This window comes from Brevundimonas nasdae, from assembly GCF_016654005.1.
Lineage (GTDB): Bacteria > Pseudomonadota > Alphaproteobacteria > Caulobacterales > Caulobacteraceae > Brevundimonas > Brevundimonas nasdae.
In genome coordinates, this window is sequence record NZ_JAEPWN010000001.1 from 1 (window position 1) to 17,439 (window position 17,439).

General features: G+C 62.6%; 18 protein-coding genes and 1 pseudogene. 16 read left to right on the forward strand and 3 right to left on the reverse strand.

The features are described from left to right. The 6 genes and pseudogenes from JKF87_RS00005 to JKF87_RS00030 all read left to right on the forward strand — a co-directional run. A pseudogene (locus JKF87_RS00005) lies at nucleotides 1–83 on the forward strand (IS5/IS1182 family transposase); the annotation flags it as partial. 277 nt (nucleotides 84–360) lie between these two features. Then, entirely contained in the window at nucleotides 361–765 is a 405-nt protein-coding gene (locus JKF87_RS00010) for a TrbI/VirB10 family protein (protein ID WP_201096252.1), read from the forward strand. Nucleotides 766–921: 156 nt separating this feature from the next. Next, entirely contained in the window at nucleotides 922–1,074 is a 153-nt protein-coding gene (locus JKF87_RS00015) for a hypothetical protein (protein WP_201096254.1), read from the forward strand. Nucleotides 1,075–1,161: 87 nt separating this feature from the next. Beyond that, nucleotides 1,162–1,413, forward strand: coding sequence for a DUF3489 domain-containing protein (locus tag JKF87_RS00020; protein ID WP_201096256.1), 252 nt, complete (start codon nucleotides 1,162–1,164; stop codon nucleotides 1,411–1,413). Further along, complete coding sequence (locus tag JKF87_RS00025; RefSeq protein ID WP_275945206.1) at nucleotides 1,413–1,826, forward strand: DUF2924 domain-containing protein; 414 nt, start codon at nucleotides 1,413–1,415, stop codon at nucleotides 1,824–1,826. Before JKF87_RS00020 ends, JKF87_RS00025 begins: the two co-directional genes overlap by 1 nt. Further along, a complete protein-coding gene (locus JKF87_RS00030) occupies nucleotides 1,823–3,433 on the forward strand; it encodes a recombinase family protein (RefSeq protein WP_201096261.1) in 1,611 nt (536 codons plus the stop codon). The genes JKF87_RS00025 and JKF87_RS00030 overlap by 4 nt, the downstream gene beginning before the upstream one ends. Before the next feature lie 846 nt (nucleotides 3,434–4,279). Here JKF87_RS00030 and JKF87_RS00035 read toward each other — a convergent pair. Then, a complete protein-coding gene (locus JKF87_RS00035; protein ID WP_201096263.1) occupies nucleotides 4,280–4,468 on the reverse strand; it encodes a hypothetical protein in 189 nt (62 codons plus the stop codon). Further along, nucleotides 4,465–4,599 (reverse strand): hypothetical protein, encoded by a 135-nt coding sequence (locus JKF87_RS18455; RefSeq protein WP_275945207.1) that lies wholly within the window; start codon nucleotides 4,597–4,599, stop codon nucleotides 4,465–4,467. The genes JKF87_RS00035 and JKF87_RS18455 overlap by 4 nt, the downstream gene beginning before the upstream one ends. 274 nt (nucleotides 4,600–4,873) lie before the next feature. Between JKF87_RS18455 and JKF87_RS00040 the strand changes: the two genes are divergently transcribed. The 7 genes from JKF87_RS00040 to JKF87_RS00070 all read left to right on the forward strand — a co-directional run bounded on the left by JKF87_RS00040 (nucleotide 4,874) and on the right by JKF87_RS00070 (nucleotide 13,495). Next, nucleotides 4,874–4,960, forward strand: coding sequence for a potassium-transporting ATPase subunit F (locus JKF87_RS00040; protein WP_236261045.1), 87 nt, complete (start codon nucleotides 4,874–4,876; stop codon nucleotides 4,958–4,960). A 14-nt stretch (nucleotides 4,961–4,974) separates the two neighbouring features. Continuing rightward, nucleotides 4,975–6,687 carry a potassium-transporting ATPase subunit KdpA gene (kdpA, locus tag JKF87_RS00045; protein ID WP_201096266.1) on the forward strand — a complete coding sequence of 571 codons (1,713 nt, stop codon included), beginning with the start codon at nucleotides 4,975–4,977 and terminating at the stop codon, nucleotides 6,685–6,687. Nucleotides 6,688–6,706: 19 nt separating this feature from the next. Next, a complete protein-coding gene (gene kdpB / locus JKF87_RS00050) occupies nucleotides 6,707–8,770 on the forward strand; it encodes a potassium-transporting ATPase subunit KdpB (RefSeq protein WP_201096267.1) in 2,064 nt (687 codons plus the stop codon). 32 nt (nucleotides 8,771–8,802) lie between these two features. Beyond that, nucleotides 8,803–9,525, forward strand: a complete 723-nt coding sequence (locus JKF87_RS00055) for a TorF family putative porin (protein WP_201096270.1) — start codon at nucleotides 8,803–8,805, stop codon at nucleotides 9,523–9,525. After that, entirely contained in the window at nucleotides 9,525–10,109 is a 585-nt protein-coding gene (gene kdpC / locus JKF87_RS00060; protein ID WP_201096273.1) for a potassium-transporting ATPase subunit KdpC, read from the forward strand. Before JKF87_RS00055 ends, kdpC begins: the two co-directional genes overlap by 1 nt. Nucleotides 10,110–10,186: 77 nt before the next feature. Beyond that, a complete protein-coding gene (locus tag JKF87_RS00065; protein WP_201097155.1) occupies nucleotides 10,187–12,796 on the forward strand; it encodes a DUF4118 domain-containing protein in 2,610 nt (869 codons plus the stop codon). Nucleotides 12,797–12,805: 9 nt separating this feature from the next. Further along, nucleotides 12,806–13,495, forward strand: a complete 690-nt coding sequence (locus JKF87_RS00070) for a winged helix-turn-helix domain-containing protein (RefSeq protein WP_201096275.1) — start codon at nucleotides 12,806–12,808, stop codon at nucleotides 13,493–13,495. A gap of 37 nt (nucleotides 13,496–13,532) precedes the next feature. On the opposite strand, the gene JKF87_RS00075 is transcribed toward JKF87_RS00070, so the two are convergent. Then, nucleotides 13,533–13,919 carry a hypothetical protein gene (locus tag JKF87_RS00075; RefSeq protein WP_201096277.1) on the reverse strand — a complete coding sequence of 129 codons (387 nt, stop codon included), beginning with the start codon at nucleotides 13,917–13,919 and terminating at the stop codon, nucleotides 13,533–13,535. A 93-nt stretch (nucleotides 13,920–14,012) separates the two neighbouring features. On the opposite strand from JKF87_RS00075, the gene JKF87_RS00080 reads away from it, so the two are divergent. The 3 genes from JKF87_RS00080 to JKF87_RS00090 are packed head-to-tail and all read left to right on the forward strand — an operon-like array spanning nucleotide 14,013 to nucleotide 17,409. Beyond that, on the forward strand, nucleotides 14,013–15,587 hold the full coding sequence (locus JKF87_RS00080) for a recombinase family protein (protein WP_236260988.1): 1,575 nt from the start codon (nucleotides 14,013–14,015) through the stop codon (nucleotides 15,585–15,587). Next, on the forward strand, nucleotides 15,587–16,495 hold the full coding sequence (locus JKF87_RS00085; protein ID WP_201096279.1) for a plasmid partitioning protein RepB C-terminal domain-containing protein: 909 nt from the start codon (nucleotides 15,587–15,589) through the stop codon (nucleotides 16,493–16,495). Before JKF87_RS00080 ends, JKF87_RS00085 begins: the two co-directional genes overlap by 1 nt. A 56-nt stretch (nucleotides 16,496–16,551) precedes the next feature. Then, entirely contained in the window at nucleotides 16,552–17,409 is an 858-nt protein-coding gene (locus JKF87_RS00090; protein WP_201096280.1) for a plasmid partitioning protein RepB C-terminal domain-containing protein, read from the forward strand. Nucleotides 17,410–17,439: the final 30 nt, after the last annotated feature.

Sequence of the window (17,439 nt, forward strand, 5' to 3'; positions counted from 1 at the left end):
GTGTCGCCACGCGCTATGATCGATGCCCGACCGTCTTCCTCTCCGCCATAGCTCTCGCTGCAACCGTCCTCTTCTGGCTATGAGTCCTGAGCCTAGGAAGTCGGGTTCTGAAATCTTTTGGACACCGCGAACGCGTGGTCGACATCCGGACCGGCCAATTCCATAGCTCTCAAAAAATTTCTCGCCGAGGGGGATAAGGATCAGGAAGCCTCTGGGGCGTAGACTGGTTGAGGGCCATTCACCACCAGCCGATCGAAGCTGGCGGGTCGACGTGATGACGATTTTACGGAGTCTGGCGAAGATGGGGGCGGAGCGTTCGCCCGGTCTGCCCGGCTGATCTAGAACTGCACCCCGTGGGTCATGGCGGTGGCGGCCGAACTGGGCGAGGTGCGCCGGGCTCGGGGCTGGAGTGGCACCGCCTTCCAAGTCAACGCCTCGACGGCCGGCGCGGCCAGCACCATGGCCTCGACGCTCCAACCCGGCGGCCGGCCAAGGCGGTGCGGACGCGCAGGCGGCGCGATGTACAACGGCCATGTTCTGACCGCGCCCCTGTCGCCATTTGAGTTGAAGGCCGGAGCCATGGTGCTTGCCGCCTTGCTGACAGCGGTCGATACGGCGCGCTCGGGACCGGTCATCGCCACAATGACTCAGAATGTCCAAGACAGCGTCAGCGGGCGCCATCTACTGATCCCGCAAGGCTCCCGGCTGATCGGGACGTCAGAGGGGGAAAGCCGATACGGCGATGTTCGGCAGGGCGCGTCGTAAATGTCCGCTTTCGGTGCCAGATCCAATGACCGCTCATGGCGCCAACCCGTCTTTCCATGCGGCTCGCCCTCGACTTCCTCGTCGAAGGAAGCCCGTGTGGCGGCCATGACCGAGAGTGAAGACGAAAACCCCCGAACCCGGCATATGGAGGATTTCATGCTGTCAGCGATCTGGACGCGACTTGAGCGGGCGGGGGACTTGGCCACGGCCTCTGATGTGATGGACGCCCTGCCAGACGTGGCGGCGCTCGCGGATGAGGCAGCCCTATTGGCCCGCGCCCTGGAACTCCTGCGGCGGCCGGAATCCTAGCGCTGAGATTTCTCCTTCTTCCATTGGACTTGGCGGCGAAAGGAAGCGTTGGTCGCTCCACCGCGAGGGTGCGGATGGAGAGAAAAGATGAACCAGAACAATGTGAAGCCGGCTGGGGAAGGCGCATCGCAGCTAGCGCGCGTCAGCAAGATCAGCCAGGTGCTCGCCCTGCTGCGCCGCCCCGAAGGCGCCACGGCGGTCCAGATCATGGCGGCGACCGGTTGGCAGGCCCACAGCGTGCGCGGCGCCATCGCCGGGCAGATCCGCAAGAAGCTGGGCCTGGTGGTCGCGACCGAGAAGGTCGAGGGTCTGACCGTCTATCGCATCACGGCCGCCTGATGACGGAAGGAACGGTGACCTTGGAGAGTCTGCGGGCGGAATGGCGGGATAAGTTCATGACCGCCCCGCCCAAGCTCCGATCCCGCGACCTGATGGCGCGGGAGATCGCCTATCGCGAACAGGTCGCCCGCGAGGGCGGCCTGTCCCGGACGATGGAACAGCGCCTGGCCAAGTTGGCGGAGCGATTCGCCGAGGACGAGGCCTACCAGCCCTCCCAGGCTCCGAGGATCAAGACCGGCAGTTGCTTCGTGAAGGACTGGCGAGGCGAACGCCATGAGGTCTGGGTGAAGGAGGAAGGCTTCAACTATAGGGGCCGGGACTTCGCCTCCCTCAGCCAGGTCGCCTTCGCCATCACCGGCACCAAGTGGAACGGACCGGCCTTCTTCGGTCAGAGGAAAGCTGGGCGGCCATGAAGACCCTGCGCTGCGCCATCTACACCCGTAAATCCACCGAGGAAGGGTTGGAGCAGGGCTTCAACAGCCTGCATGCTCAGCGAGAGGCCTGCGAGGCCTATGTCCTGTCCCAGGCCGGCGAGGGGTGGACGACCCTGCCCCGGGAATATGACGACGGTGGCTATTCCGGCGGCAGCATGGAGCGGCCGGGGCTGAAGCAGCTCATGGCGGACATCGCCAAGGGCGAGATCGACATCGTGGTGGTCTACAAGGTGGATCGGCTGACCCGATCGCTACCGGACTTCGCCAAGATGGTGGATGCCTTCGACGCCAGGGGCGTCAGCTTCGTCTCGGTGACCCAGGCTTTCAACACTACCAACAGCATGGGACGGCTGACCCTGAACGTCCTTCTGTCCTTCGCCCAGTTCGAGCGGGAGGTCACGGCGGAGCGTATCCGCGACAAGATCGCCGCGTCCAAGGCCAAGGGGATGTGGATGGGAGGGCCGCCGCCGTTGGGATACGATGGCGTGGACCACAGGCTGATCACGAACGCCGATGAGGCGCCCACGGTCAGGATGATGTTCGAGCGATACCTCGAACTGCGCTCGGTCCTGGAGCTACAGGCCGAACTGAAGCGACAGGGCGTCCGATCCAAGCTCAGGACCACCAAGGCTGGAAAGGTTCGGGGCGGGGCGGTGATCAGTCCGGGCGCCTTGCGGCTGATCCTGATGAACCCCGTCTACAAGGGCGCGCTCAGGCACAAGGAGAAGCTGGTCGAAGGCGCACACGAGGCGATCGTGCCTCCCGAGACCTGGGAGGCCGTCAACGCGGCCCTGACACGGCGCAGCCAATCGCTCGCCGAGGATCGCGCCAGGGGGACCAGCGGCCTTCTGGTCGGCATCCTGAAGGATGACCGGGGACATACGATGCGGCCGGTGCATACCAAAGGGAAGGCTGGCCAGCGTTACCGCTTTTACTCCTCGGTTGCGCTGGAAAATGGAAGGAAGGAAGAGGCCGGTAGCGTGACACGAATCTCCGCCGGGGTGATCGAAGCCTTCGTGGCCAACAGGGTCCTTCCGGCGCTCGATCCAGCCTGGAGGATGGACGCCGATCCCGACCAGCGGCTGCGAGCCGCCATGACCAAGGTCACCCTGGGCGAGACCCAGGTTCGTATCCTGACGGCCAAGGGAGCGATTCCCGGCGACCGGACGATCCAGGGCGCCGAACGAGAGGAGCGAGCCGATGGCGAGATCGAGTGCATCCTGCCGGTGCGGCTGAAGCATCGGCACAACGCGGTCTTGATCGAGGCCGAGGGATCATCCCCGGCGGCGGCCAATCGGATCGATCGCGCCCTGGTCAGGGCCGTCGCCATGGCCAGGCGATGGACGGCCGACCTCAGGACCGGTCGTCATGGATCGACCACCCAACTGGCCAGGACCGAGAATCTCTGTGTGCGTTACCTCGGCCAGATCCTGCCCCTGGCCTACATGGCTCCGGATCTAGTGGAGCAGATCATCTCGGGGCGTCAGCCTCAGGCCCTGTCGCTCGGTGCCTTGATCGCCCATCCCTTCCCGATGGACTGGAACGAGCAGCGCAGGCTGTTCATGGCCATTGGCGCGGTCAGCTAGACCCCGACACCAGACTTCTCGATCAGAGACCCAATCCCGCCGCCGGTCCTCCGGCGGCGGCTCAGTTCGGGCTAACCCTTCTCCGCGAACGCGCTCGGCCAAACCCGGAAGTGGAAACATGGGCCTGGAGAATGGGGCCGGGAACAGCCGACCAAACCGCGCGGGAATCCTCTCCACGGAGAGATTGGCGACCGTGTTAACCGTCTAACTGTCTGAAAAGAGTGGCCAGTCTCCCCCTTCCCCGGCTGGCCGGTGAAAGGGGGAGACTGATTGGTGGTGTGCGCAGGAGCGGATGTCATTCTCTTCGCGACCCGGCACATTCAAAATGTGCCGGCTAATTCCCTGATCGAGCCGCCTAAACAGGGAAAGTTTCAAAGTTGGCCGAAGTCTCTTTACCGCCCAAGTCATCAAGTTGGTGTTTTTGTAGACTTTCACGATCGTACATCAAAAGCGGGTTCCACATTCAGGGAATTTCTTGTCGTTTCAGGGTGGAGCGTGGAGCGACTCGAGCCAAATCTAAATAAATCTCGCGGTGGCGGGTGACTATTGCGTCTGTCACGTCTCATCATGATCCGTCAGTCGTCGTACTGCCGCAAAAAATCCTCGACGGCGTGCTCTGCAGCAGTGAGCTTCAGCGCCGCCAGAAGCGCTTCTCGGCCACGCGCTCAGAGCGCTGCTCGCTAGCAACGGCTTCCTTTCCGGGCTGATCATCGACGAACACGACGCTACACCGTCATCGAGCGCGTTTGGCTCTCGCTTTGACAGTTGGCTGCGCGCCTACGGGAAGGTCGGTTATGCGTTCGCTATGAACGAATGAGCAACTATCATTCGTTTCATGTTCAACTTCTATACTCGCAAGGCATCCGCCTGTTTTTGAAGGGTACGGGCGACACGTTCGGCTTGATGTCGGTGTTTGAAGGGGAATGTCCGCGCCTCGCCCAATGTAACGCGCCAGCCATCGATTGAAGCGACGACGCGATATTTGCGGGGTTTGACCGGGGTTGCAGGGCGGCCGTCGACGAAACCGCTCATCATTGTCCGCGCTCCTTTTTATTTGGGAGGCGAACGCCAAAGGCGAAGCTGACCAGAACCATGGTCATCCGCCAGACGTCCTGTGCGAAGGGTTTGGCGGTCAGGGAGTGCTGCAACAGGCTGGATCGGCTCATGAAGAATTCCTTTCGCCGCCATGAAAGCCTGATCGCCCGTAAGCAGGCGATGCCATTCAGCGGTCTGGCCGTAAGGCGGACATAAGGGGCTCTTTACGCGCGCCTTATGTTCGGGCGCAGATTCCACATCGCCCGCTTACGCCGTTCAGGCGTCTCTTCCGGCACCAACTAAGCTGGAGGCTTTCGGCATGGCCGATGTGATCTTTCTGGCGATTGGCGGCGGGGCCTTTCTGGCGTTCGCCGCCTTCGCTGCTGCAATGAACAGGATGTGACAATGTTGCTGAACATCCTCTGGGGTGCGGGCGCCCTCGTCATCGCCGGCTACATGGTCGCGGCCCTGCTGCGGCCCGAGCGGTTCTGAGCGGAGCCGCCATCATGAATATTCAAGGATGGGCGGAAATCGCCCTGACCCTCGGTCTGTCGGTTCTGCTGGCCTGGCCGATCGGGGTCTATATGTCGCGTGTCTGGAACGGCGAGCGCACCTGGCTGGACCCGGTGCTGAAGCCGGTCGAGGGCCTGTTTTATCGCGCCGCCGGGGTCGACCCGAGCCGCAGCCAGGGTTGGCTGGGTTACGCCGGCGCCCTGCTGGCCTTCAACCTGGCGGGCTTCCTGCTGCTGTACGCCATGCTGCGTCTGCAGGGCGTCCTGCCGATGAACCCGCAGGGGTTCGCGGGCGTCAGTCCGCACCTGGCCTTCAACACCGCCGTCAGCTTTGTCACCAACACCAACTGGCAGAGCTATGGCGGCGAGACCACCATGTCGACCTTCACCCAGATGGTCGGCCTGACGGTGCAGAACTTCGTCTCGGCGGCCACCGGCGCGACGATCGCGGCGGCTCTGGCGCGCGCCTTTATCGCCAATCGAGGCGAAGGCGTCGGCAACTTCTGGGCCGACCTGACGCGCACCAGCCTCTATGTCCTGCTGCCCATCGCCTTCATCGTTGCCGTGGTTCTGGCCGGGCTGGGCGTGGTTCAGTCGCTGGCGGCCTCGGCCCATGCGACGACGCTGGAAGGTGGATCACAGACGATCAGCCTGTTCCCGACCGCCAGCCAGCTGGCGATCAAGCAACTGGGCATCAACGGCGGCGGCGTGTTCAACGTCAACTCGGCCCATCCGCTGGAAAACCCGACGCCGCTGACCAATCTGATCACGGCGATCAGCATCAACGTCATGGGCTGGGCGGCCTTCTTCGCCTTTGGCCGCAGTGTCATGGCCAAGAAAGAAGTGCGCGCGCTTGTCGTTGCGGCGTTCCTGATGCTGGGTGCTGCTGGGGCTGCTCTCTACGTCATTGAAAGCCAGCCTGCTCCAGCCCTGGTTGCCGCTGATGTCAGTACAACGGCGGGCAATATGGAAGGCAAGGAGGTTCGCTTCGGCGTGCCTGCTTCAGTCGCTTGGGCGACCCAGACGACGGGCGCCTCAAACGGGTCGGTCAACTCCATGCATGCCAGCTACATGCCGCTGGGTGGCGCGGTGACCATGTTCTTGATGCAGCTTGGCGAGATCTTGCCAGGCGGGATCGGTTCGGGCGTCGCCGTCATGGTGCTGATGGCCATGCTGGCGGTCTTTGTTGCAGGCCTGATGGTCGGACGGACACCTGAATATCTGGGCAAGAAGATCGAAGCCCGAGAGATTCAGTTCGCCATGTTTGTGGTTTTGGTTGTGCCGTTGTCGGTGCTGGGCTTCTCAGCTGTGGCTGCGGTTCTGCCTGAGGCCCTGGCCGGTTTGCTGAACAAAGGCCCTCATGGTCTGTCCGAGATTCTCTATGCCTACACGTCGGCGACTGGCAACAATGGGTCGGCCTTTGCGGGCCTGAGCGCCAATGCGCCCTGGTGGGACACCACTTTGGGTTTGGCCATGCTGCTGGGCCGGTTTGTGCCTGCCGTCGCAGTGTTGGCCGTCGCGGGCGCCTTGGTCGCCAAGCCACGTCTGGCGCCTTCTGCCGGGACATTGCCCACGCATGGCCCGCTGTTCATCGGCCTGCTGATTGGGGTGATCCTGATCCTTGGCGGCTTGCAGTTCTTCCCCGCTCTCTCACTGGGTCCGATCGTGGAGCATTTCGACATGCTCCAGTTCATGGCCCGGTTCTGATCCGCATCGGATATTTGTCATGTCACAAGTCACGCTCGATCCGTCGAGCTCTCGTTCCCTCTCGATTGCCGGGGGGGTGAACGGGGCCATGCTTGGCCGGGCGCTGGGCGACGCTGTCGCAAAGCTAAATCCGACCAAGCTTCTCAAAAACCCGGTCATTTTCGCCACCTGGATCGTCGCCGCACTGGCCAGCATATCGGCGGTCGTCGCGGTGGTGACGGGGCAGGCTGCGGGTTTCGCTGTCCAGTTGGCCCTATGGCTGTGGGCGACTGTCCTGTTCGCCAACGTGGCTGAAAGCATCGCTGAAGGCCGTGGAAAGGCGGCGGCTGACAGCCTGCGGGCCGCCCGCGTCACCACCAAGGCCAAGCTGATTGTCGATCCGGTCACGGGAACAGTCGTGCCGACCCCGGCCCATGAGTTGGAGATCGGTTCTATCGTTCTGGTCGAGGCCGGGGACGTGGTGCCCTCAGACGGCGAGATCATCGAAGGCGTCGCCTCGGTCAATGAGGCCGCCATTACCGGTGAAAGCGCGCCGGTGATCCGCGAAAGCGGCGGCGATCGTTCCGCCGTCACTGGCGGCACCACGGTCGTCTCGGACTGGATCAAGGTGCGCATCACCTCGGCGCCCGGCTCGACTTTCCTTGACCGGATGATCGCTATGGTCGAGGGCGCGGACCGCAGGAAGACGCCAAACGAACTGGCGCTGTCTGTGCTGTTGGCGGGCCTGACCCTGATCTTTCTGATCGCTGTTGCAGCTCTGCTGGGGCTGGGCGCCTATTCGGGGATCAAGCTGGACCCGTTGGTGCTGGGCGCCCTGTTCATCACCCTGATCCCAACAACCATCGGCGGGTTGCTGTCCGCCGTCGGAATCGCCGGGATGGACCGGCTGCTGAAGGTCAATGTCCTGGCCACCTCGGGTCGGGCGGTCGAGGCCGCGGGTGATGTCGACACACTGCTGCTGGACAAGACCGGCACCATCACCTTCGGCAACCGCATGGCGACCGAAGTCGTCCATGTTCCCGGCGTGCGTCCCGAAGCGGCGCTGCGGGCTGCGGTCATGGCCTCCCTGGCCGATGAAACGCCCGAGGGTCGTTCGATCGTCGAACTGGGCCGCAACGAAGGCGTGGTCTGCGAAACCCCCGCCGACGCCCGCATCATTCCGTTCAGCGCGGTGACCCGTCAATCGGGTCTGGAAACAGGCGGCCGGTCGTGGCGCAAGGGGGCGGTGGACGCCGTGCTCAAGTCGCTGGGCATGGTCGATGGCGACGCGCCCGCCGAGTTCCGCGCCGCCGTGGACCGTATAGCCCGTTCGGGCGGAACGCCCCTGGCTGTAACCGAGAACGATGTGCTGGTCGGCGTCATTCACCTGAAGGACGTGGTCAAGCCGGGGGTCAAGGCGCGTTTCGCCGACCTTCGCCGCATGGGCCTGAGAACTGTCATGGTCACTGGCGATAATCCGGTGACGGCGGCGGCGATCGCTTCGGAAGCAGGAGTTGACGACTTCCTGGCCGAGGCGACGCCCGAGGACAAGATGCGCCTGATCAAGGCGGAACAGGCCAAGGGGCGTCTGGTCGCCATGTGTGGCGACGGCGCCAATGACGCGCCCGCTCTCGCACAGGCTGACGTTGGCGTTGCCATGCAGACGGGCGCTCAAGCCGCACGTGAGGCGGGCAACATGGTCGATCTGGATAGCGACCCCACCAAGGTCATCGAGATCGTCGAGGTCGGCAAACAACTGCTGATCACCCGCGGCGCCCTGACCACCTTCTCCATCGCCAACGACGTGGCCAAGTATTTCGCCATCATCCCCGCCATGTTCGTGGTCGGACTGCCCTCTTTGGCGGCGCTGAATCTGATGAAGCTGTCCAGCCCGGAGAGCGCCATTCTGTCAGCCGTGATCTTCAACGCCCTGGTCATTGTGGCCTTGATCCCTCTGGCGCTGCGAGGCGTCAAATATCGGGCTGTCGGGGCAGGCAAACTGCTGGGTCGCAACCTGCTGATCTACGGATTGGGCGGCCTGATCGCCCCCTTCATCGGCATCAAACTGATCGACATCGTCATTTCCGCTCTGGGTCTGGCCTGAGGCCGGCCTGAGCGATCAAGGAACACTCATTCATGCGTAGAACTCTTTCCTCAATCGTCTGTGTCGCCGCTGTCGGCATGGGCGGTGCGGCCAATGCCCAGGATGCGGCCTCAGACACAACGCGTACCAGATCCGGCCCGAGCATCAGCTTCAATGCTGGCGTAAGCAGCGACTATGTGTTTCGCGGCGTCAGCCAGACCAAGGGCGATCCGGCGATCTCCATCGGAATCGATGCGACGCAGGGGCGCTTCTATGCCGGGGCTTCGGCGACCAATGTGGGCTTCGCAGGCGACAAGAACACCGATGCCGAGATCGACCTGTACGCCGGTGTGCGGCCCGAGTTCAGAGGCTTCACCCTGGATCTGGGCGTCGTCAACTATCTCTATGCCGACCAGCCGGACGGGGCCGATTACAACTACGTTGAGCTGAAGGCGGCGGCATCGCGTGCTGTCGGCCCCGCGACCCTGGGGGCAGCGGTTTACTGGTCGCCGGATTTCTTTGGATCGACCGAGGATCAGGCGACCTATGCTGAGGTCAACGGCGCAGTCAGTCCAGCCGACAAATGGACAGTTTCGGCGGCGTTGGGGCGTCAGTGGCTGTCGTCGGAGCTGGACTACACCACCTGGAATCTGGGGGTCGGATATGCCCTGACGCCACATCTGACGCTGGACGTTCGCTACTATGACACTGACCAGCATGATTTCGGCAGCCCTTACGGCGCGCGCGCCGTAGCCAGTCTGAAGGCGACCTTCTGATGTTGACCTCCATCCGTCCGGCGGTCGTTATGATCGCTCTTTTCACGGCTCTGCTCGGCGTGGCCTATCCGCTTGCGGTGACGGGGGTGGCTCAGGTCGCCTTCCCGACACAGGCTGGCGGAAGCCTCGTCCATAACAAGGCCGGTGCTGTCGTTGGCTCGGCACTGATCGGTCAAAGGTTCAGTGAGCCAGTTTATTTGCATCCACGCCCGTCGGCGGCAGGCGAGGGGTATGACGCTTCGTCATCGTCAGGTTCCAACCTGGGACCGTTGAGCCCGGACCTGATCGCGCGCGTGCAGCGTGACGCCGACGCCCTGCGTTCAGAAGCGGCGGGCCGCGCCATTCCAGCGGATGCGGTAACGGCCTCGGCTTCGGGTCTCGACCCGGATATTTCTCCGGCCTACGCTGAGTTCCAGATCGACCGCATCGCAACGGCGCGCGGCGTCCCGGCGGATGAGGTGCGTCAGGTGATCCAGCAACATATCAAAGGCCGCACCTTCGGCGTTTTAGGCCAGCCGCGCGTCAATGTGCTGCTGACCAATAGGGCGCTGGATGCCCGGTTCGCAGGGGCTGGCGCCCATTGACAATCCCGCCTGACATCCTGTCAGACAAAACCCCGGCCGCCCCGCGAAAGCGTGGGCGGTTGAAGGTGTTTCTGGGCATGTCGCCGGGGGTGGGCAAAACCTATGAGATGCTGCGCGCGGCCCGCCGCCTGAAGGCCGAGGGCCGCGATGTGGTGGTCGGCGTGGTCGAGACCCACGGCCGCAAGGAGACCATGAGCCTGCTGCGCGGGCTGGAGGTTCTGGCGCGCAGCCCCATCGCCTATCGTGACCGGACCTTGTTGGAGTTCGACATCGACGCCGCCCTGGCGCGTCGTCCCGAGCTGCTGCTGGTCGATGAATACGCCCATTCCAACGTCCCCGGTTCGCGCCATCCGAAACGCTGGCAGGATGTGGAGGAGTTGCTGGATGCGGGGCTTGACGTCTGGACCACCCTGAATGTCCAGCATCTGGAAAGTCTGTCGGACGTGGTGTTGCGCATCACCGGCGTGCGCCAGCGCGAAAGCGTGCCCGACAGCGCCCTTTCGCGTGCAGACGACATCGAGGTGGTGGACATCACGCCCGAGGAACTGCGCAAGCGTCTGACCGAAGGCAAGGTCTATGTGCCAGAGACGGCGCGGTTGGCGGCGGACAACTTCTTCAAGATCGAGAACCTGACGGCTCTGCGCGAACTGGCTTTACGTCGTGCGGCCCAGACGGTGGACGATCAACTTGTGGCGCGCCTGCGTGAACAGGGGGTTCAGGGGCCGTGGGCGGCAGGCGCGCGGATACTGGTTCTGGTCGCTGGGGATATGATGGCGGCCCCCTTGGTGCGGGCGGGGCGGCGGCTGTCAGACATGATGATGGATGCGCCCTGGACTGTGGCCCACGTGGACCGTCCTTCGGGCGCGCAGCACGGTGTGGGCTCGGCAGGCAAGCTGTCCGATGCGCTGAAACTGGCGGAACAACTGGGCGGACGCACGGTCGTTCTCAGTGGGGATGACGTGGTGCGGGCCGTCATGGACCATGCCCATCACAACAACATCACCCAGATTGTGCTGGCCAAGGGACGCGACAGCCGTCTGTCGGAATGGCTAGGCCGTTCTCTAGCAGCGGAACTGTTGCGACAAGCGCGTGGCGTCGCCATCCATGTGATCACCGACGGCCATGAGGCTGATGGAAAACCCGCTTCGCACGACCTTCTGGTCAAGCCAAAGGGCAGTTGGCGGGGGTATATGGTCGGTGCGACTTGCGTCGCCATGGCGACAGGCATCGCCCTGCTGCTGGATCAGGCGTTTGAACGAGTCGATCTGGGCGTCATCTATCTGGCGGCGGTGCTGGCGGCCGGGGTTCTGTATGGGCTGCGGCCTGCACTAGCGGCGGCGACGGCGGCGTTCCTGACCTATAATTTTCTGTTTTTGCAGCCGCGTTTCAGCTTCAGTATCGGCTCGCCTACAGACATCCTGACCCTGATCGTCTTCTGGGCCGTGGCGCTGGTGACAGGGGTGTTGGCCGGACGGGTGCGCGAGCAGGCGCGGGCGGCGCAAAGACGCGCTTCGGCTGTGTCGGCCCTGCTGGCGGCCAGCCAGCGTCTGGGCAGCGTGGGGGATCGCAAGGCGGCGGCCCGAATTCTGGCCGAACAGACGGCGGCTGCAGCAGGGGCGGGGGCCGTAGTCCTTCTGCCCATCGATCATGAACTGACCCTTGTCGCGGGTGCGCCGGGCAAGCCTGAACTGGGTGCAGAGGCCATGGCCGCCGCGCGGTGGGCCTGGGAGAGGGGCGAACCGGCGGGGCATGGGACCGGCACATTGCCTCAGGCGGCCTGGAGTTTTCGTCCCCTGCAGGGCGTGCGAGGCCGGGCGGGTGTCGCCGGCATTGAAGCCAGCGCCCTGACCCCTGGATCTGACGAGGAGAAACTGGCCCTCGCCCTGCTGGATCAGGGCGCCGTGGCGGTGGAACGCGCCGATCTGGCGGGTCAGGCGGTAGAGACCGAGACCCTGCGCCGCACTGACCGGTTCCGTGGGGCGCTGATGAACTCGGTCAGCCATGACCTGCGCACGCCCCTGTCGACGGTGCTGGGCGCCTCGACCACCCTGATTGATCTGGGCTCCAAGCTGAGACCGGAGGTTCGTGACGATCTCTTGTTGTCGATCCGCGAGGAGGCCGAGCGTCTCAGCCACTATGTCGGCGACCTGCTGGACATGACGCGGCTGGAGGGGGGCGGCCTGAACATTCGTGCTGACTGGGTTGATGTGCGCGATGTGCTGAACGCGGCAAGCAGGCGTGTGGCGCGGCGGATGGGTCAGCGACGGATGAGCCGCGACTTTTCCGCCCAACTCAGTCTGGTCATGGTGGATCAGGGTCTGTTGGAGCAGGCGCTGGTCAATATTCTGGAGAACGCGATCAGCTACAGCCCCGATGGATCGACCATCGAACTGGCCGCTTACGAAGATCGGGGGGGGGTCGTCATCTCGATCGAGGATGAGGGCAAGGGCATCCCCACCGACGAACTGGAACGGGTCTTCGACAAGTTCCGTCGCATGGAGGAACCATCAGACCGCACCAAGGGGGCGGGATTGGGTCTGGCCATCGCCAAGGGGTTCGTCGAGGCCATGAACGGTCGGATCGCCGCCGCCAGCCCGATCATGGACGGCCCTGACGGCGTCAGATTGGGGACACGCATCCTCATCAGTCTGCCCAAGACCGTCGTCACCCATCCGAACCTGCTCTAGGCTCTCGCCATGTCCGCCGTCCGTCCGCAGATACTCGTCATCGACGACGAGCCTCAGATCCACCGCTTCCTGTCGCCTGCGCTGGACGCGGCGGGCTATGAGCCGCGTCGAGCGGACAGCGGACAGGAGGGACTGCGCGGCATCGCCCTGTGGAGCCCGGACGCCGTCGTGCTGGACCTCGGCCTGCCGGACATGGACGGCAAGGACGTGCTGGTAAGGGCGCGGGAATTCTATGCAGGACCGATCATCATCCTGTCAGCCCGCGATAAAGAGGCAGAGAAGATTGCGGCGCTTGATCTGGGGGCCAACGACTATGTCGAAAAGCCCTTCGGCGTCGGCGAACTTCTGGCCCGTCTGCGCGCCAACCTGCGGCAGGCTGCGCCGCATGTGATAAACACTGGGCCGCTAACAGCCGGGGATGTTGTCATTGACCTGGAGCGCCGCATGATCACCCGCGCAGGCGAACCCGTGCGCGTGACGCCCAAGGAATATGATGTCCTGGCCCATCTTGTGCGCAATGTCGGCAAGGTGATCGGCCACCGCGACCTGCTGACCGCAGTCTGGGGCAAGGCGCATGCTGACGATACGCAGTATCTGCGTGTGGTCATCGGCCAGTTGCGCCAGAAACTGGAAGCCGATCCAGCGCAGCCGCACTTGATCCTTACGGAGCCGGGTGTGGGCTATCGATTTTCGTACTAATGGTTCAGTCTCGGCAGCTGGTTGACTACTGCGTCTGTCACGTCTCATCGTGATGCGTCAGTCGGCGTACTGCCTCCAACAATTCCTCGACAGCGTGCTCTGCAGCAGCGAGCTTCAACGCCGCTAGAAGCACTTCTCGGCCAGCCATTGCGAGAAACACGGCCAAGACTTCGTCGGAATGCCGGATCAACGCGACCAGATGTTCGCCGCTTGGTCCATATCGACCAGCAAACCAGTTTTTCACTGTCTTCTCGTTGGCACCGGTCCAGGAGGCGACTACCTTCGTTCCTGATCGGCTGCCTCCGAGCGATTTCTTCAAAGCGGATGCGATCTCGGTAGCGAACCAGTTCTCTGGAATAGGCTGCTCGTTCAAGCCATAGTCAGCCTGTTTCGGAAACAACTTGCCCTTTTTCGGAAACGACATTCCGGACTCCCTCGCTCTAAATGGACGCAGGGATTCAGCCTCAGCTTCTCGTGGGTTGGACGAATTGACCCGCGATGATGAAGAGGTGCGTGCTTGGGTGGTCGCTGGACGAGCAATTCGAACGGGGATGATGTGCCGCCCGAGGTGGATGTGCCGGCCGTCGCCTATGTCCGGATGTCCACTGATCACCAGAAGTACTCGACCGAGAACCAACTGGATGTCATCCGCAGCTACGCCGATGCACGCGGTCTGAAGATTCTACGCGTCTTCGAAGATTCAGGTCGAAGTGGGCTACGCCTCGATGGCCGCGAAGCACTGCAGAACCTCATGGGCGAAGTTCAGTCTGGGAAGGCCGACTTCAAGGCGATCCTCGTCTATGATGTCAGCCGATGGGGCCGGTTTCAGGATGCCGACGAAGGCGCCTACCACGAGCATGTCTGCTCGCGCGCCGGGATCCGCGTCCATTACTGCGGCGAACAGTTCGAGAATGACGGCAGCATTGGCTCCAACCTGCTGAAAACCGTGAAGCGGGTCATGGCGGGCGAGTACAGCCGCGAACTCTCGGTGAAGGTGTTCGCTGGCCAGTGCCGTTTGGTTGAACTCGGCTTCCGCCAGGGCGGCGCCCCTGGATATGGGTTACGCCGGGTGCTGATCGACGAGCAAGGCAATCCCAAGGGCGAACTATCTCGCGGAGAGCAAAAAAGCCTCCAGACCGACAGGGTTATCCTCGTTCCAGGTCCCGAGGACGAACAGGTTGTCGTCCGGCGCATGTATGGCATGTTTGTAGAGGAACGCCGATCGGAACGGGAGATTGCGGACATACTGAACGCCGATGGACTGCGCACTGATCTCGAACGGCCGTGGACGCGCGCGACGGTCCATCAGGTTCTGACCAATGAGAAATACATCGGCAACAACGTCTTCAATAAAGTTTCCTTCAAGCTGAAAAAGCAGCGCGTGGTGAATGCTCGCGACATTTGGATCCGCGCCGAGGGGGCTTATGCGGCCATTATCGACGAGGCGATGTTCTTGCGGGCGCGGCAAATCGTCGATGCGCGCAGCCAGCATCTTTCCGACCAGGACCTACTGGACGCGCTTCGAGCCCTGCTCGTTAGCAACGGCTTCCTTTCCGGGCTGATCATCGACGAGCACGACGCTACACCGTCATCGAGCGCGTTTCGCTCTCGCTTCGGCAGTTTGCTGCGCGCTTACGAGATGGTCGGCTATCAACCCGATCGCGACTACCGATACATTGAAATCAATCGCAAGCTCCGCGAGGCACATCCGCATATCGTTGCAGATGTCATTGCCGGAATCGAAAGCGTTGGGGGCGGCGCCGTTCAGGATCCCCGAACCGAACTGCTAACCGTCAATGGCGAGTTCACAGTGTCGGTTGTACTGTCACGATGCTTTGAAACAGCAGCAGGATCGCTGCGCTGGCGCATCCGTCTGGACACGGGGTTCTTGCCGGACATCACCATCGCCATACGCATGGACGAACTGAACGCCGCGCCTCGCGACTACTACGTTCTCCCGAGCATCGATATGACCGCGGATCGGCTTCGGCTGGCCGAGCAGAACGGTCTGTCTCTCGATGCTTATCGCTTCGACACCCTTGATTTCTTTTTCGCGCTGGCTGGCAGAGCCAAGTTCTTGGAGGTGGCTTGATGCCTGACGATGTCGTCTTCAATGCCCATAAGCACGTGACGTTGGTCCCGACCGACAGAGTCCGGATCCTTAATCCACGCGTGCGGAACCCCAAAACATTCGAAGAAATGGTCGAAAGCATCGCGCGGATAGGCCTCAAGCGCCCCATCACCGTGACCCAGCGCGCGAACACGGAGCCAGCGGAGTATGATCTCGTCTGCGGTCAGGGGCGACTTGAAGCTTTCATCCAGCTGAAGCAGGAGGGCATCCCCGCCATCGTGATTGATGCGGACGAAAGCGATTGCCTAGTCATGAGCCTCGTTGAGAACTGCGCCAGGCGCCAACACCGGGCGATCGACCTGATGCAGGAAGTCGGCACCCTTCGAGAACGTGGATACAACGACCGCGAGATCGCCGGTAAAATCGGCGTCACGCCCGAATACGTCAACATGATCGCCGGATTGCTTGAGCGAGGTGAGGAGCGGCTGGTCTCCGCCGTTGAAACCGGCCTCATGCCGCTGAACCTCGCGATTGAGATATCCAGAACGGATGATGAGGGCGCTCAACGCGCGCTAACGGAAGCCTATACGGAGAAGAAGCTGCGCGGAAAGAAATTCGCGGCCGTGCGTCGTCTGCTAGATCGGCGACTGCGCCGCGGACGGCGCGTGGACGAAACGCCTTTCGGCCGCAAGGTGAACCGCGCCGCGCGCCCGCTAACTAGCGATGCCCTTGTGCGTGCCTACCGCCAAGAAGCGGATCGCCAGAAGCTGCTCGTCAAGAAGGCGGAACTGACCCAGGGGAGACTCCTCTTCGTCACGGAGGCGTTCCGCGCACTTCGGACCGACGAGAATTTCCTGACGTTGCTGCGCGCCGAAGACCTCAAGGCAATGCCTGGCTACCTTGAGGAACGTTCGAGGACGGATCCATGACGAGGAAAGAGCGTGGCCCCTCGCAAATCGTCAGGCACGCTTTTGAGGACAACTGCGTGATCCTGTCAGTGAGCGCCCTTCTCCCTGTGCGGGTGCTTCGGACGTCCACGAAATCCAGCAAGAAGTATCAGCAGATCGCCGCCTCAATCCGCGAAGTCGGTCTCGTCGAGCCGCCTGTGGTGGCCCGAGATCTCGCAAATCCAGACACCTATCTCTTGCTGGACGGTCATGTTCGTATCGAGATTTTGAAGGATTTGGGCATCGAACAGGTCGAATGCCTGGTTTCCACTGACGACGAAGCCTTCACCTACAACAAGCGGATTAGCCGATTGTCGTCGGTTCAGGAGCACAAGATGATCCGCCGAGCCATCGAGCGCGGCGTGCCGGAGGAAAAGATCGCCAAGGCATTAGACGTCAATCCAGAGTCCATTCGTCGCAAGGTCCGGATGCTGAACGGGATCTGTGACGAAACGGTCGCTATTCTCAAAGACAAACCTTGTCCGATGGCGGTGTTCGAAATTCTCCGAAAAATGAATCCTCTGCGGCAGATCGAGGCTGCGGAACTCCTCGTGAACGCCAATAATTATTCGGTCGCCTACGCCTCGGCGATCCTGGCCGGGACGCCGCAGGCGCAGCTTGCGGCTGGATCGAAACCGAAAAACATCAAGGGCATCACCGCCGAGGCCGTGGCTCGAATGGAAAGTGAGTTGGCGCGTCTCCAGGAGGCGATCACGTCGATTCAGGAGACTTACGGCCAAGACCATCTGCATCTGACTGTCATCAAGGGCTACCTGGTCAAGTTACTCGGGAACGCCCGAGTGGTTCGCTACCTCATGCAGCATCGTCCCGAATTCCTGACCGAGTTCCAGACAATCACCGAGATGACATCCACGCTGCCGCCCGAGGCAGCCTGAACGATTGCGACGATGGGGACCCGGACCCGA

Coding starts and splice junctions, on each gene's coding strand:
- JKF87_RS18455 (WP_275945207.1), bottom strand. CDS start 4,599: ATGAGCCGATCCAGCCTGTTGCAGCACTCCCTGACCGCCAAACCCTTC.
- kdpB (WP_201096267.1), top strand. CDS start 6,707: ATGTCACAAGTCACGCTCGATCCGTCGAGCTCTCGTTCCCTCTCGATT.
- kdpA (WP_201096266.1), top strand. CDS start 4,975: ATGAATATTCAAGGATGGGCGGAAATCGCCCTGACCCTCGGTCTGTCG.
- JKF87_RS00030 (WP_201096261.1), top strand. CDS start 1,823: ATGAAGACCCTGCGCTGCGCCATCTACACCCGTAAATCCACCGAGGAA.
- JKF87_RS00010 (WP_201096252.1), top strand. CDS start 361: ATGGCGGTGGCGGCCGAACTGGGCGAGGTGCGCCGGGCTCGGGGCTGG.
- JKF87_RS00085 (WP_201096279.1), top strand. CDS start 15,587: ATGCCTGACGATGTCGTCTTCAATGCCCATAAGCACGTGACGTTGGTC.
- JKF87_RS00015 (WP_201096254.1), top strand. CDS start 922: ATGCTGTCAGCGATCTGGACGCGACTTGAGCGGGCGGGGGACTTGGCC.
- JKF87_RS00035 (WP_201096263.1), bottom strand. CDS start 4,468: ATGATGAGCGGTTTCGTCGACGGCCGCCCTGCAACCCCGGTCAAACCC.
- JKF87_RS00040 (WP_236261045.1), top strand. CDS start 4,874: ATGTTGCTGAACATCCTCTGGGGTGCGGGCGCCCTCGTCATCGCCGGC.
- JKF87_RS00065 (WP_201097155.1), top strand. CDS start 10,187: ATGTCGCCGGGGGTGGGCAAAACCTATGAGATGCTGCGCGCGGCCCGC.
- kdpC (WP_201096273.1), top strand. CDS start 9,525: ATGTTGACCTCCATCCGTCCGGCGGTCGTTATGATCGCTCTTTTCACG.
- JKF87_RS00020 (WP_201096256.1), top strand. CDS start 1,162: ATGAACCAGAACAATGTGAAGCCGGCTGGGGAAGGCGCATCGCAGCTA.
- JKF87_RS00025 (WP_275945206.1), top strand. CDS start 1,413: ATGACGGAAGGAACGGTGACCTTGGAGAGTCTGCGGGCGGAATGGCGG.
- JKF87_RS00055 (WP_201096270.1), top strand. CDS start 8,803: ATGCGTAGAACTCTTTCCTCAATCGTCTGTGTCGCCGCTGTCGGCATG.
- JKF87_RS00070 (WP_201096275.1), top strand. CDS start 12,806: ATGTCCGCCGTCCGTCCGCAGATACTCGTCATCGACGACGAGCCTCAG.
- JKF87_RS00075 (WP_201096277.1), bottom strand. CDS start 13,919: ATGTCGTTTCCGAAAAAGGGCAAGTTGTTTCCGAAACAGGCTGACTAT.